12 protein-coding genes are annotated in these 13,739 nt (G+C 67.1%); 10 read left to right on the top strand and 2 right to left on the bottom strand.

Features of this window, described 5'->3' with window-relative positions:
• Positions 1-64 precede the first annotated feature (64 nt).
• Positions 65-1,669 carry an MFS transporter gene (locus RS901_RS31000; protein WP_316154343.1) on the bottom strand — a complete coding sequence of 535 codons (1,605 nt, stop codon included), beginning with the start codon at positions 1,667-1,669 and terminating at the stop codon, positions 65-67.
• A 440-nt stretch (positions 1,670-2,109) separates the two neighbouring features.
• Here RS901_RS31000 and RS901_RS30995 point away from each other — a divergent pair, with 440 nt between their 5' ends.
• From RS901_RS30995 to RS901_RS30960, 8 genes are read left to right on the top strand one after another with little or no spacing between them, the layout of a single operon-like run.
• Positions 2,110-3,072 carry an amidohydrolase family protein gene (locus RS901_RS30995; RefSeq protein WP_316154341.1) on the top strand — a complete coding sequence of 321 codons (963 nt, stop codon included), beginning with the start codon at positions 2,110-2,112 and terminating at the stop codon, positions 3,070-3,072.
• A gap of 21 nt (positions 3,073-3,093) precedes the next feature.
• The gene (locus tag RS901_RS30990; RefSeq protein WP_035819453.1) at positions 3,094-3,846 is read left to right on the top strand and encodes a maleate cis-trans isomerase family protein; all 753 of its coding nucleotides are present in this window, start codon (positions 3,094-3,096) and stop codon (positions 3,844-3,846) included.
• A 9-nt stretch (positions 3,847-3,855) separates the two neighbouring features.
• Entirely contained in the window at positions 3,856-4,683 is an 828-nt protein-coding gene (locus RS901_RS30985) for an alpha/beta hydrolase (RefSeq protein ID WP_316154338.1), read from the top strand.
• Positions 4,684-4,699: 16 nt separating this feature from the next.
• Complete coding sequence (locus RS901_RS30980) at positions 4,700-5,755, top strand: 2,5-dihydroxypyridine 5,6-dioxygenase (protein ID WP_316154336.1); 1,056 nt, start codon at positions 4,700-4,702, stop codon at positions 5,753-5,755.
• Positions 5,756-5,757: 2 nt separating this feature from the next.
• Positions 5,758-6,384, top strand: coding sequence for an N-carbamoylsarcosine amidohydrolase (locus RS901_RS30975; protein ID WP_316154334.1), 627 nt, complete (start codon positions 5,758-5,760; stop codon positions 6,382-6,384).
• Between the two features lie 46 nt (positions 6,385-6,430).
• Complete coding sequence (locus tag RS901_RS30970) at positions 6,431-8,827, top strand: xanthine dehydrogenase family protein molybdopterin-binding subunit (RefSeq protein WP_316154332.1); 2,397 nt, start codon at positions 6,431-6,433, stop codon at positions 8,825-8,827.
• Positions 8,828-8,830: 3 nt separating this feature from the next.
• Entirely contained in the window at positions 8,831-9,658 is an 828-nt protein-coding gene (locus RS901_RS30965; protein WP_316154330.1) for an FAD binding domain-containing protein, read from the top strand.
• Between the two features lie 9 nt (positions 9,659-9,667).
• Positions 9,668-10,843 carry a xanthine dehydrogenase family Fe-S subunit gene (locus tag RS901_RS30960; RefSeq protein WP_316154328.1) on the top strand — a complete coding sequence of 392 codons (1,176 nt, stop codon included), beginning with the start codon at positions 9,668-9,670 and terminating at the stop codon, positions 10,841-10,843.
• Positions 10,844-10,878: 35 nt separating this feature from the next.
• Here RS901_RS30960 and RS901_RS30955 read toward each other — a convergent pair whose 3' ends face one another.
• A complete protein-coding gene (locus tag RS901_RS30955; RefSeq protein WP_114131630.1) occupies positions 10,879-11,475 on the bottom strand; it encodes a helix-turn-helix domain-containing protein in 597 nt (198 codons plus the stop codon).
• Positions 11,476-11,579: 104 nt separating this feature from the next.
• On the opposite strand from RS901_RS30955, the gene kbl reads away from it, so the two are divergent.
• A complete protein-coding gene (gene kbl, locus RS901_RS30950) occupies positions 11,580-12,779 on the top strand; it encodes a glycine C-acetyltransferase (protein WP_316154327.1) in 1,200 nt (399 codons plus the stop codon).
• The gene (locus RS901_RS30945; RefSeq protein ID WP_316154325.1) at positions 12,779-13,735 is read left to right on the top strand and encodes an L-threonine 3-dehydrogenase; all 957 of its coding nucleotides are present in this window, start codon (positions 12,779-12,781) and stop codon (positions 13,733-13,735) included. The genes kbl and RS901_RS30945 overlap by 1 nt, the downstream gene beginning before the upstream one ends.
• Positions 13,736-13,739 lie beyond the last annotated feature (4 nt).

Genomic DNA, 13,739 nt, shown 5'->3' with positions numbered 1-13,739 from the left:
GCTGAATAGTTGACTGGAAAAAAGGGCGGAGAGATCCGCCCTTCAGCTTCACCCGTAGTGCCGCTCAGGTGGCCAGGTCGCGGCCGCGCGTCTCCGGCACGAACAGCATGCCGATGACGAAGGCCAGGCCGGCGATGATCACCGGGTACCACAGGCCGAAGTAGACGTCGCCGCTGGCCACGTTCATGGCCGTGACCACGAAGGACAGCATGCCGCCGACCCAGCCCGCGCCGAGGTGGAAGGGCAGGGACAGCGAGGTGTAGCGCACCCGGGCCGGGAACAGTTCCACCATGAAGGCCGCCATTGGCCCGTACACCATGGCCAGGAACAGGATCGGGGCCAGCAGCAGCACGAATACCATCGGCGTGTTGATCTTCGCGGGGTCGGCGCGCTCGGGCCAGCCGGCTGCCACCAGGGCGCCCTTGATGGCGTCGCGGTCAAAGCCCTGCAGCGTGCGGTCCGCGATGCGCACTTCCGCCTGCGCCGGATTGGTGGCCGGCACGAAGGTGTAGCCCACGCCCAGGTCGGTCAGGTAGCCACGGATCCTGTCGCAGGCGGACACCGGCTCGCCGAACAGGCGCGCCTTGCAGTCGCCGGCCGTCACCTGCACGGCGCCTTGCTGCTGGAACTGCTCGAGTGCCGGATTGGCATAGTGCGTCAGGCCCTTGAACACCGGCTGGATGCACACCGCCGCCAGCAGGCAGGCGGCCATCATGATGTACTTGCGGCCGATGCGGTCGGACAGCCAGCCGAACAGCAGGTAGCAGGGCGTGGCCACCACCAGCGCGATCCCGATCAGCTTGTGGACCGTTTCGAGCGGCACGTGCAGCGTCTTGTTGAGGAAGAACATCGAGTAGAAGTGGCCGGTGCCGAAGATGGCGCCCAGGCCAGCCGCCACCACGAACAGCAGCAGCACGGACCTGAGGTTCTTCCAGTTGGTGAAACTCTCGCGGATCGGCGCCCTGGAGGTGGTGTTGGCGGCCTTCATCCGGGCAAAGACCGGCGACTCGTGCAGCTTGCCGCGGATGTAGACCGAGATCACCAGCATCACCAGCGACACGATGAAGGGAATGCGCCAGCCCCAGTCACGGAACTCGGCCTCGGTCAGGAAGGTCTTGAGCAGGTAGACGACCAGCAACGAGGACAGCAGGCCCAGTGTTGCCGTGGTCTGCAGCGAACTGGTATACAGCCCGCGCTTGTGCGCGGGAGAGTGCTCGGCCACGTAGGTGACCGCGCCGCCGACCTCGCCGCCCAGCGCCAGGCCTTGCAGCAGCCGCAGCAACACCAGCAGCACCGTCGCGGTGATGCCGATCTGCTCATATGTGGGCAGCACGCCGACGCCGACGGTGGCAACACCCATCAGCAGGATGGTGACCAGGAAGGTGTACTTGCGCCCGATCAGGTCGCCCAGGCGGCCGAACAGCAGCGCGCCCACCGGCCGTATCAGGAAGCCTGCGCCGAAGGTGGCCAGGCTGGCCAGGAACGCGGCAGTCTCATTGCCCTTGGGGAAGAACAGTGCGCCGAAATACACCGCCAACGCGGCGTAGATGTAAAAGTCGTACCACTCCATCAGGGCGCCGAAGGAAGAGGCAAGGATGACCTTGCGCTCCTCGGCAGTCATGCCGGAAGCGGGGGCGCTCGTCTCACTGCGAGTCAGGCTGAACGTCATGGCGGGGGTCCTTTGGTGAAGCTATTGTCTCTATATGTCTGCTCGTCCCGGAGGTGCCGGCGCCGCTGGCCAGGGCCTGTCGGTCCCTCGCGCAGTGCAGCGCCGCATCCTTCCGGTGCATCAGTCAGTATGCTGATGAGAAGCGCAGTATGCTGAGCAAAATGCGGGCCAATCCGCAATGTGCCGGCGTGCCCGAAATCGCCTATTTAAATGGTCTTTTAATATCGTCAGCATACTGAGCATCTGGACTCAGTGTACTGAGGGTATATGGCCCATCGTTATAGGTGTTAACCCTCCGCGCCGCTTCTAGACTTTTGGAACTTCGCTGACTAGAATCCGAAACTAATCAGTGTACTGAGTAATTGCATAGGCGCACGCCGCATGCCGTGCGGGACGCGCCCGCAGCGAAGCGATTTCACCAATCAGGAGCCCCCACCAGCATGACCAAAGTGAAGAAGATCGCCCTCGAAGAGCATTTCATGACGCCGGGATTCCAGGCCTATTCCAAGGCGTTCACGCAGCATATCGATCCGGCGGTGTTTGCCGAACTGGGCCGCCGCCTCGCCGATTTCGACGAGGACCGCCTCGCCGAGATGGACCGTGCCGGCATCGACATCACGGTGCTGTCGCAGACTGGACCGGGCGTGCAGGGCGAGTCCGACGCCGGCCTTGCCGTGGCGCGGGCGCGCGAGAGCAATGACTTCCTGGCCGCGCAGATCGCGCGCCACCCCACGCGCTTTGCCGGCTTTGCCGCGCTGCCCATGCACGACCCGGAACACGCCGCGCGCGAGCTGGAACGCGCCGTGCGCGAGCTTGGCTTCAAGGGCTCGCTGGTGAACGGCCATACCCACGGCCGCTACTACGACGACCCTGCATACGATGCCTTCTGGGAACGCATGCAGGCGCTGGATGTGCCCATGTACCTGCACCCGACCGACGCGCTGGTTCAGCCGCAGGTCCTGGCGGGCCACCCCGAGCTGACCGGTGCGGCGTGGGGCTGGGGCGTCGAGACCGCATCGCATGCGCTGCGGCTGCTGTTCGGCGGCGTGTTCGATCGCTTCCCGCGCCTGAAGATCATCCTCGGCCATATGGGCGAGGGCCTGCCGTACCAGCGCTGGCGCTTCGACAGCCGCTTTGCGGTTTATTCGCACGGCGTCCGGCTGGCGCGCGCGCCTTCGGAGTACATCGGCACCAATATCGTCATCACCACTTCGGGCGTGTGCTCGCACGGTGCGCTGGCCGGTGCCATCGCCGAGCTCGGCGCGGAGGCGGTGATGTTCTCGGTCGACTATCCCTACGAATCCACTGAAGTCGCGGCGAAGTTTATCGAAGACGCGCCGCTCGACGACACCACGCGCGCGCTGGTCTGCCACGGCAACGCGCAACGCCTGCTCAAGCTGTAACCGTACAACCCGAGGACCCTCATGCAAAAAGTCTTTCGCATCGGCCAGATCGTTCCCAGCTCGAACACGACCATGGAAACCGAGATTCCCGCCATGCTGCTGGCGCGCCAGCAGATCCGTCCGGAGCGCTTTACCTTCCACTCCAGCCGCATGCGCATGAAGAAGGTGGTCAAGGAAGAACTGGCCGCCATGGATGCCGAATCCGACCGCTGCGCGGTGGAGCTCAGCGACGCCCGGGTCGACGTGCTCGGCTACGCCTGCCTGGTCGCCATCATGGCCATGGGCCACGGCTATCACCGCAAGTCGGAGCAGCGCCTGAAGGCCCACACCATCGAGAATGGCGGCGACGCACCGGTCATCACCAGCGCCGGTGCGCTGGTGGATGCGCTGCGCGTGATCGGCGCGCGCCGCATCGCGGTGGTGGCGCCATACATGAAGCCGCTGACCGAGCTGGTGGTGGACTACATCCGCAACGAAGGCTATGAGGTGGTGGACTACCGTGCGCTGGAGATCCCGGACAACCTGGAGGTCGGCCGCCACGATCCGGCGCGGCTGCCTGGCATCGTGTCGCAGATGAACCTGGCGGATGTCGATGCCATCGTGCTGTCGGCGTGCGTGCAGATGCCGTCGCTGCCGGCCGTGGCAAAGGTGGAGGCGATGACGGGCAAGCCGGTCATCACCGCCGCCATCGCCACCACCTACGCCATGCTCAAGGCGCTGGACCTGGAGCCGGTCGTGCCGGGCGCCGGCGCGCTGCTGTCGGGCGCCTACTGAGGGCATGCCATGACCACCTTCCTTTATGGCGGCCATGTCCATGCCAACGGCATTCGCCAGCACTACCTGCGCTATGGCGGCAATGACGGTGCGCGTGCCGCGTGCGATCCCGTGATCATCGTGCCGGGCATCACCAGCCCGGCAATCACCTGGGGCTTCGTCGGCGAGCGCTTTGGCGCCAGCTTCGATACCTATGTGCTGGACGTGCGCGGGCGCGGCCTGTCGTCGGCTGAGGCCGGGCTGGACTACAGCCTCGACGCCCAGGCCCGCGACGTGGTGGCCTTTGCCGGGGCGCTCAACCTGCGCCGCTACAGCGTGGTTGGCCATTCGATGGGCGCGCGCATCGGCGTGCGCGCCGCGGCGGGCCGGCCAGACGGCCTGGCGCGACTGGTGCTGGCCGATCCGCCGGTGTCGGGGCCAGGGCGCCGCGCGTATCCTGCGCAACTGCCGTGGTATGTGGACTCCATCCGCCTGTCGCGTCAGGGCACCGACATGGAAGGCATGCGCCGCTTCTGCCCGACCTGGACCGACGAGCAGCTGCGCCTGCGCGCCGAATGGCTGCATACCTGCAACGAAGACGCCGTGGTGCGCAGCTTCGAGGATTTCCATCGCGACGACATCCATGCGGACCTGCCCCGGGTCAAGGTGCCGACGCTGCTGATGACCGCCGGGCGTGGCGACGTGGTGCGCGCTGAAGACGTGGCGGAGATCCGCACGCTGCTGCCGGGGGTGCTGGTCAGCCACGTTGCCGGTGCCGGCCACATGATCCCGTGGGATGACGAAGCGGGCTTTTACGCGGCGCTTGGGGATTTCCTCGGCGCGCCACTGACGCAATGACACGCAAGGAGGCGACATGCCGGTAAGTGACCACCAGATGATCGAGGCCTGGCGCAAGGTGCTGAAGCTGTCCCGGCTGGAGCCGGGGCAGACCGTCACCATCCTGACCAGCGCCGCGACCCACCCGCAGACGCTCTCCACCGCGCTGATCGCCACGCAGGCGATGGGTGCCATCGTCAACCGGCTCGACCTGCCGCCCGTCAACGGCGAGAAGGCGCTGAGCCGCGACGCGCTGGCCTACCTGGGCACGACCCCGCTCACGGGCAACCGTGCCGCGATTGCCGCGCTCAGGGAAAGCGACCTGGTGCTGGACCTGATGACGCTGCTGTTCTCCCCCGAGCAGCACGAGATCCTGAAGGGCGGCACCAGGATCCTGCTGGCCGTCGAGCCGCCCGAGGTGCTGGCGCGCCTGGTGCCCTGCGAGGCCGACCGCGAGCGCGTCAAGGCCGCCTCCGCGCGGCTCGGCCGCGCAAAGGAAATGCATGTGGTGTCGCCGGCCGGCACCGACCTGCGCTGCCCGCTGGGCGAGTTCCCGGCCATCAGCGAGTACGGTTTTGTCGACGAGCCCGGGCGCTGGGACCACTGGCCCAGCGGCTTCGCGCTGACCTGGCCCAACGAAGGCGCGGCCAGCGGCACCATCGTGCTGGACCGCGGCGACATCCTGCTGCCGCAGAAGACCTACGTGACCGAGCCGGTCATGCTGACGGTGGAGGGCGGCTTCGCCACGCGCATCGAAGGCGGCCTGCACGCCGAGCTGCTGAGCGAGTACATGGCGTCGTTCAACGACCCGCAGGCCTACGCCATCTCGCATATCGGCTGGGGACTGCAGCCGCGCGCGCACTGGTCCACGCTGGGGCTGTACGATCGCGAGGCCACCATCGGCATGGACGCGCGTGCCTTCGAGGGCAACTTCCTGTTCTCGCTCGGCCCCAATAACGAAGCCGGCGGCAGCCGCACCACGGCCTGCCATATCGATATTCCCGTGCGCAGCTGCACCGTCCGCCTGGACGGTGTGGATGTGGTGACCCGCGGCAAGGTCACGGACGGGTTCCGCTACCCGGAGGAGAAGTAGCCATGCACAAGGAGATCGGCGCGTACCAGCGCCAGGGCTTCGGCAACGACCTGGAACTGGCGGGCCCGTTCGGGCTGCTGGTGGTCGATTTCGTCAACGGCTTTGCCGATCCGGAGGTGTTCGGCGGCGGCAATATCCGCGAGGCCATCGCCAACACCGTGCCGCTGCTGGCCGTGGCTCGGCGCGAAGGCTGGGCGATTGCGCACAGCCGCATTGTCTTTGCGGACGATGGTTCGGACCACAACATCTTTTCCATGAAGGTGCCGAACATGCTGTCGCTGAAGGAACGCGAGCGCAACAGCGCCATCGTCGAAGAACTGGCGCCGCGGGCGGGCGAGCTGGTGGTGCGCAAGACCGTGCCGTCGGCATTCTTCGGCACGTCGCTGGCCGCCTGGCTGACGCAGCGCGGCGTGCGCACGCTGGTGGTGGCCGGCGCGGTGACCAGCGGCTGCGTGCGCGCCAGCGTGGTGGACGCCATGCAGTACGGCTTCCGGCCGCTGGTGCTGTCGGACTGCGTCGGCGACCGGGCGCCTGGCCCGCACGAAGCCAACCTGTTCGACATGGAACAGAAATATGCGACGGTCACCACGCGCGCGGAAGGGCTGGCTGCCATCGGGGTGCGCGAATGAACGCTTGCATGAATAACAAGACGGAATCATCGGGACGGACAGAGCAATGACATCGTCGACGGAATCGGATCATTCGGAGGCAGGACGCGGCCAGGGCGTGGGAGCCCGGGTGGCGCGCAAGGAAGATGCCAGGCACCTGCACGGCAAGGGGCGCTTTGTCGCGGACATTGCCATGCCGGACCTGCAGGAGGTGGCCTTCCTGCGCAGCCCCGTGGCGCATGCCAGGCTGTTGTCCGTGACCAAGCCAGCGCGCCACGAGCAAGCGGTGATCGTGCGTGAAGATATGGCGGCGGCGCGCGACATCGTCGCGGATTCGGCGTTCCCGTCCTACCAGCCGTCGGCGCAGGCGCCGCTGGCCAGCGGCAAGGTGCGCTTTGTCGGCGAGCCCGTTGCCATGGCCTTTGCCCCCACGCGCGCCGAAGCCGAGGACATCGCCGAGCAGGTGGTGGCCGAGTTCGACGAGCTGCCCGCGCTGACCGACGTGGCGCAGGCCCGCCAGCTCGCCGGCGAGGTGCGCGTGCACGAACACTGGCGCGACAACACCTTCCTGACGCTGAATATCGACAAGAACTTCGAGGCGCGCCAGCGCGAGGCATCCGTCGTCGTCCACCGCAAGATCAACCTGGCGCGCCAGTGCATGGTGCCGATGGAGGGCAAGGCGGTGCTGGCCTACTGGGATCACCAGTTCGACCAGCTGGTGGTGTACAGCGCCACCCAGGTGCCGCATATGATCCGGACCATCCTGAGCCACTGCCTGGGCCTGGACCAGGCGCGCGTGCGCGTGATCTCGCCGGACGTGGGCGGCGCCTTTGGCTACAAGTGCGTGCTGCAGCAGGAAGAGCTCTGTATCGCCTGGTTGGCGATGACCTACAAGCGGCCGTTCCGCTTTATCGAGGACCGGCGCGAGCACCTGACCGCCGGCGCCAACTCGCGTGAGCATCACTACGAGCTTACCGCTTATGCCGACAAACGCGGCCGCCTGCTGGCGCTGGACGCGAAGATCGCCATCGACGGCGGTGCCTATTCCGTCTGGCCCTTCACCATCGGGCTGGAGCCGGGGCAGGCGATCGGCAACCTGCCCGGTCCCTATGCCTTTGACGGGTACCGCTGCGAAACCACTTGCGTGGCCACCAACAAGCCGGGCTTCGTGCCGTATCGAGGGGTGGCCCGGACCGGCGTCTGCTTCGCCATGGAGCTGATGATGGACGCGATCGCGCGCGAGGTGGGGCGCGAGCCGTGGAAGGTGCGCTGCGAAAACCTGGTGCCGCCGCAGGCCATGCCTTACGTCAACGTGACCAACAAGCACTTCGACGGCGGCGACTACCCGGCCAGCGTGCGCCAGGCGATGGAGATGATCGACCTGCCCGCGATCCGCGCGCGGCAGCAGGCGGGTCCGCAGGGCAGCCGCTATGTCGGCGTGGGCTTTGGCACCTACACCGAGCAGTCGGCGCACGGCACTTCCGTGTTCGCGGCCTGGGGCACGCCGGTGATCCCCGGCTTCGACTCGGCCACGGTGCGCATCACGCCGGATGGCGGGCTCGAAGTGCGGGTCGGCGTGCATTCGCACGGGCAGGGCATGGAGACCACGTTCGCGCAGATTGCCCACGAGATCCTGGGCATCGATATCGGACGGATCAAGCTGGTGCACGGCGATACCGGGCTCACGCCGTTCTCGACTGGCACCTATGCCTCGCGCTCGCTGGTGATGTCGGGCGGCGCGGTGTCGCGGGCATGCAAGGCGCTGCTGCCGCGGCTGCGGAAGATTGGTGCGCATATGCTGGGGCAGCCGGTGGAGGCGGTAACGTTCGAAGCCGGCGCGGTTCGTGCAGGCAATGCCGACGTCATCGACATCGGCCGCATTGCCGACGCCTGGTACATCAATCCCCACCTGCTGCCGTCCGACGTGGATGCGCAAGGGCTGGAGGTCACCATGGGCTTCAAGCCCGCGGTCGATACCGGCAGCTTCACCTATGCCACCCACGCGGTCGCGGTGGAAGTCGATATCGATTCCGGCCATGTCGAGATCCTGGACTACGTGGTGGTGGAAGACTGCGGCACCATGATCAATCCGATGGTGGTCGAGGGCCAGACCTATGGCGGCGTGGCGCAGGGCATCGGCACCGCGATGTTCGAGGAGATGCGCTATGACGGCAACGGGCAGCCGCTGGCCTCCACGCTGGCGGACTACATGCTGCCCGGGCCGACCGAGATTCCGTCGATCCGCATCCATCATTTCGAGACGCCGTCGCCGCATACGGAATTTGGCGCCAAGGGCATGGGCGAGGGCGGCGCCATCGCACCGCCGGCGGCGATCTTCAACGCGGTGAACGACGCCTTGCGCGACTTCGGCGTCGAACTGCAGGAAACGCCGCTGACCCCGAGAAAGATCCTTGAAGCGCTGGATGCGGCAGTAGCCGGCGCACAAAGCAAGAAGGCAGCCTGACCGATGAAAGCCGTCGCTTTTTCCTATCATGCGCCCGGCTCGCTGCCGGAGGCGCTGGCCCGCCTTGGCGCGGGCACCGATGTGGCCAAGACCATGGGCGGAGGCCAGTCGCTCGGCCCGATGCTGAACCTGCGGCTGACCCGTCCCGACACGGTGGTCGATGTGTCGGGGCTGGCCGAACTGCGGCAAGTCGCATCCACCCCCGATGACATCCGCATCGGCGCCTGCGTGACCCATGCGCAGATCGAGGACGGCGTGTTCGCGCCGCTGCGCGGCACCATGCTGCAGGCCGTGGCGGGTGGCATAGCCTACCGCGCGATCCGCAACCGCGGCACCGTGGGCGGCAGCCTGGCCCATGCGGACCCGGCCGCGGACTGGGTAGTGGCGATGACCGCGCTGGGTGCGCGCATCGAGATTGCATCAGGCACCGGCACGCGCGAGGTGCCCATGGAAGCCTTCATGATCGGCGCCTACACCACGGTGCTGGCCGACGGCGAGCTGATCGCCGCCGTGCGCGTGCCGCATGCCACCGCGCACAGCCGCTGGGGCTACCATAAGCTGTGCCGCAAGACCGGCGAGTTTGCCGAAGCCAGCTGCGCCGCGTACTTCGATGCCAGCCGCCGCTTTGCACGCATCGTGCTCGGCGCGCTGGACGGGCCACCGGTGGTGCTGCCCGGCCTCACGCGCGCGGTCGCCGCGCAAGGCGCCGCAGCGCTCACCGCCAGTGCCGTGGACGAAGCGGTGGCGCAGGCCGCGCCAGGCAAGGACGCCATCGACCGCAAGCTTTACCGTACCGTCGTGATGCGCTGCGTCACGCAAATGCTGAACTGAGGAGCGCCCGTGCAGACCATCGAATTCAATGTCAACGGCCGCCGGGTTTCCGGCGCGTGCGCGGACCGGACGCACCTGGGCGACTTCCTGCGCGACACGCACCGGCTGACCGGCACCCACCTCGGCTGCGAGCACGGCGTGTGCGGCGCCTGCACCGTGCTGCTCGATGACAAGCCGGTGCGGTCGTGCATCACCTTCGCGGCTGCCTGCCAGGGCGCCGACATCGTCACCGTCGAAGGCTACCAGGACGATGCCGTGATGGCCGACCTGCGCGCGGCGTTCAACCAGCATCATGCGCTGCAGTGCGGCTTTTGCACGCCGGGTATGCTGGCGACCGCACGCGACATCGTGCTGCGCCTGCCTGACGCAGACGACGCTACCATCCGTCACGAGCTGTCAGGCAACCTGTGCCGCTGCACTGGCTATATGGGGATCGTCGCCGCCATCCGCTCGGTATTGGACGCACGCCGCGACGCAGCCGGCGTGATTGCGCGGCACGTCGCGGGCGCGGCCCCGGCCCCGGCCGAAGCGCAGTTCACCGGTTTTGCCGTTGCCGACGAAGCGCTCGGCACGCTGCCGCACCTGGCCGCCGGCACCGGCGCCGAGGCGGAACGGTCAGCCGACCGCAAAGGCTGGTCGCGCATCGAAGGCAGCTTCACCGTCCCCTACGCGCTCGACGCGGTATGGGCCTTCATGGCTGACCTGCCGGCCGTGGCGGGCTGCCTGCCGGGCGCGGTGCTCACTGAAATGGCGGGGGAGAAGGTCAAGGGCCATATCGCCATCAAGTTCGGCCCGATGTCCGCCAGGTTCGACGGCGCCGCGCGCCTGCAGCGCGACGATGCGCTCAAGCGTGGCGTGCTGAAGGGCGCGGGCCAGGACTCGCTCAGCAATTCCAAGGCCGCGGGCGATATCGCCTACCAGCTGAAGGCGCTCTCCGCGCACGAGACCGAAGTCGCGGTCGACCTGCAGTATTCACTGCAGGGGCCGCTGGCGCAGTTCTCGCGGTCGGGGCTGGTGCGCGATTTCGTGCGGCGCATGATTGCCGATTTCGGCAAGTCAGTGGCGCGCCGGATGGACCCGACGCTGAGCGATGCCGAACGCAACCAGGCGGTACGCCTCAATCCCGTGGCGATGTTCTTCGGCGTGCTGTGGGAGCGGGTCAAACGGTGGTTCGGCGCCCGCTGAATCCGCCGGCCGGGCTGTCGCAACCCTTGCCCGCGTCAGCCCGGATGCACTACAACCAATAGTGCGGTGGCAGTGGTCTTGCCGCCATTGGAGATCGCATGTGCGACATCGGCCGCATAGCGCGCGGTCTCGCCGTGCCTCAGCTTCTTCTCATCGGCGCCCGCGCGCACCGTCATCGATCCGCTCAGCACCGACAGGTGTTCCTGGGTGCCGGCCTCGTGCGGCTCGGAGGCCAGCACGCCGCCGGCCTGGATGGTCAGCTCATACCACTCGAAGCGGCCAGCCAGGTCGATCGGGCCCAGGATGCGCAGGTCGCAGCGGGTATCGGGGCTTTTCAGCGACGGGATCGCGTGCGGCTGGACCACCGTGATGCCGCCGCCGGGGCGCTCAGCGGCGCCTCCGGCGAGGAAGTCCGTCAGGTTCACGCCAAGCGCATTGGCCAGGCGCCACAGCACCGCCACGGTGGGGTTGGCCAGGTTGCGTTCGATCTGCGACAGCATCGACTTGGAAACCCCGGCACGGCGCGACAGTTCATCGAGCGACAGCCGTTGCTGCTGACGCAGCGCCTGCAGCGCCATGCCGACGGCGGGCGGGCCATCGGCCTGCGGGGTCTGGGCGAGGGCTTGCGTCATGGATTAATGTTCGTTATATTGCGCAAAATGTTCGATATACAGAACGTGTTCGATTTATCGATCGAATCCTAGCACATCCCTCGCACACCACCGGGAGCCAAGCCATGTCGAATGCCGAGGCATTCTATGCATCCATCCGTACTGAACTCGAAAGCATCCGCGCGGCGGGGCTGTTCAAGAATGAGCGCGTGATCGCCACGCCGCAGGGTGCGCGGGTGCGCACCACCGACGGCCGCGAGGTCATCAACCTGTGCGCCAACAACTACCTTGGCTTGTCATCGCACCCGCAGGTGATCGAGGCCGCGCACGAGGCGCTGCGCACGCATGGCTTCGGGCTGAGCTCGGTGCGCTTTATCTGCGGCACGCAGGACCTGCACAAGACGCTGGAGGCGCGGCTGTCGGCCTTCCTCGGCACCGAGGACACCATCCTCTATGGCTCGGCCTTCGATGCCAATGGCGGCTTGTTCGAAACGCTGCTGGGCGCGGAAGACGCGGTCATCAGCGATGCGCTCAACCATGCCTCGATCATCGACGGCATCCGCCTGTCCAAGGCACGCCGCTACCGCTACCAGCACAACGACATGGACGACCTGCGCATGCAGCTGGAGCAGGCGCGGGCCGACGGCGCGCGCTACACGCTGGTGTTTTCCGATGGTGTGTTCTCGATGGACGGTACCGTGGCGCGGCTGGACCAGATGCGCGCGATCTGCGACGAGTACGGCGCGCTGCTGGGCATCGACGAATGCCATGCCACCGGTTTCATGGGTCAGCGCGGGCGCGGCACGCATGAGGCGCGCGGCGTGTTCGGCAAGATCGACATCATCACCGGCACGCTGGGCAAGGCGCTGGGCGGCGCCTCCGGCGGCTTCACCAGCGCGCGCAAGGAAGTCGTGGCGCTGCTGCGCCAGCGCTCGCGGCCCTACCTGTTCTCCAATACGGTGGCGCCGGCCATCGTGGGCGCGTCGATCGCGGTGCTCGATATCCTGGAAGCCAGTACCGAGCTGCGTGACCGGCTGGAGGGTAATACCAGGTTCTTCCGCGCGGGACTGGACCAGCTGGGCTTCGACGTCAAGGCGGGCGACCACCCCATCATCCCGATCATGGTCTACGACGCCGACAAGGCGCAGCAGCTCGCGCAGCGGCTGCTGGAGCTGGGCGTGTACGTGGTCGGCTTCTTCTACCCGGTGGTGCCCAAGGGTCAGGCGCGCATCCGCGTGCAGATGAGCGCGCTGCATGACGAAGCCGCGCTGCAGGCGGCGCTGGAAGCCTTTGGCCAGGCCGGCCGCGAACTGGGGTTGATCTGATGGAAGATGGCAAACCGAAGATCCTGATCGTCGGCGCCAACGGCCAGATCGGGTCTGAACTGGCACTGGCGCTGGCCGAGCGCTACGGGCGCACCAACGTGATCACCTCCGACGTGGTGCCCACTGGCCGACACGTGCACCTGACGCACGAGATGCTCAACGCGACCGACCGGGGCGAGCTGGCGACCGTGGTCGAGCGCCATGGCATCACCCAGGTCTACCTGCTGGCCGCCGCGCTGTCCGCCACCGGCGAAAAGGCGCCGCAGTGGGCCTGGAACCTCAATATGACCAGCCTGCTCAACGTGCTGGAACTGGCGCGGCAGACCGGGCTGGAGCGGGTGTTCTGGCCAAGCTCGATTGCAGCCTTCGGCCCGACCACGCCTGCCGGGCAGACACCGCAGAAGACCGTGATGGAGCCCACCACCGTCTACGGCATCTCCAAGCAGGCAGGCGAGGGCTGGTGCCGCTGGTATCACGCCAATCACGGCGTGGATGTGCGCAGCGTGCGCTATCCGGGCCTGATCTCGCACAAGACCCCGCCCGGCGGCGGCACCACCGACTATGCGGTCGACATCTTCCATGCGGCGGTGAAGGGAGAGCCCTACACCTGCTTCCTGAAGGAAGACGAGGCCCTGCCGATGATGTATATGCCCGATGCCATCCGCGCCACCATCGAACTGATGGAGGCGCCGGCGGACAAGCTCGGCGAGCGCGGCAGCTACAACATTGCCGGGATGAGCTTCACGCCCGCGCAGATTGCGGCGGCCATCCGCGAGCAGGTGCCAGGCTTCCAGATCCGCTATGAACCCGACTATCGCCAGGCGATTGCGCAGGGCTGGCCGGATTCGATCGATGATTCGGTCGCGCGCGCGGACTGGGGCTGGAAGGCCGAGTACGGCCTGAAGGAGATGGTGGCGGACATGCTGGCCAACCTGAAGGCGACGCTGCCCGCCTGAGCCA

This window comes from Cupriavidus sp. BIC8F, assembly GCF_032465815.1.
GTDB lineage: Bacteria > Pseudomonadota > Gammaproteobacteria > Burkholderiales > Burkholderiaceae > Cupriavidus > Cupriavidus necator.
This window is presented reverse-complemented; position numbering and strand designations above follow the sequence as displayed.

Bases quoted from the DNA above. Each gene is read 5' to 3' on its own strand.
- RS901_RS31000 (WP_316154343.1), bottom strand. From the start codon at position 1,669: ATGACGTTCAGCCTGACTCGCAGTGAGACGAGCGCCCCCGCTTCCGGC.
- RS901_RS30990 (WP_035819453.1), top strand. From the start codon at position 3,094: ATGCAAAAAGTCTTTCGCATCGGCCAGATCGTTCCCAGCTCGAACACG.
- RS901_RS30970 (WP_316154332.1), top strand. From the start codon at position 6,431: ATGACATCGTCGACGGAATCGGATCATTCGGAGGCAGGACGCGGCCAG.
- kbl (WP_316154327.1), top strand. From the start codon at position 11,580: ATGTCGAATGCCGAGGCATTCTATGCATCCATCCGTACTGAACTCGAA.
- RS901_RS30945 (WP_316154325.1), top strand. From the start codon at position 12,779: ATGGAAGATGGCAAACCGAAGATCCTGATCGTCGGCGCCAACGGCCAG.
- RS901_RS30975 (WP_316154334.1), top strand. From the start codon at position 5,758: ATGCACAAGGAGATCGGCGCGTACCAGCGCCAGGGCTTCGGCAACGAC.
- RS901_RS30955 (WP_114131630.1), bottom strand. From the start codon at position 11,475: ATGACGCAAGCCCTCGCCCAGACCCCGCAGGCCGATGGCCCGCCCGCC.
- RS901_RS30985 (WP_316154338.1), top strand. From the start codon at position 3,856: ATGACCACCTTCCTTTATGGCGGCCATGTCCATGCCAACGGCATTCGC.
- RS901_RS30965 (WP_316154330.1), top strand. From the start codon at position 8,831: ATGAAAGCCGTCGCTTTTTCCTATCATGCGCCCGGCTCGCTGCCGGAG.
- RS901_RS30980 (WP_316154336.1), top strand. From the start codon at position 4,700: ATGCCGGTAAGTGACCACCAGATGATCGAGGCCTGGCGCAAGGTGCTG.
- RS901_RS30995 (WP_316154341.1), top strand. From the start codon at position 2,110: ATGACCAAAGTGAAGAAGATCGCCCTCGAAGAGCATTTCATGACGCCG.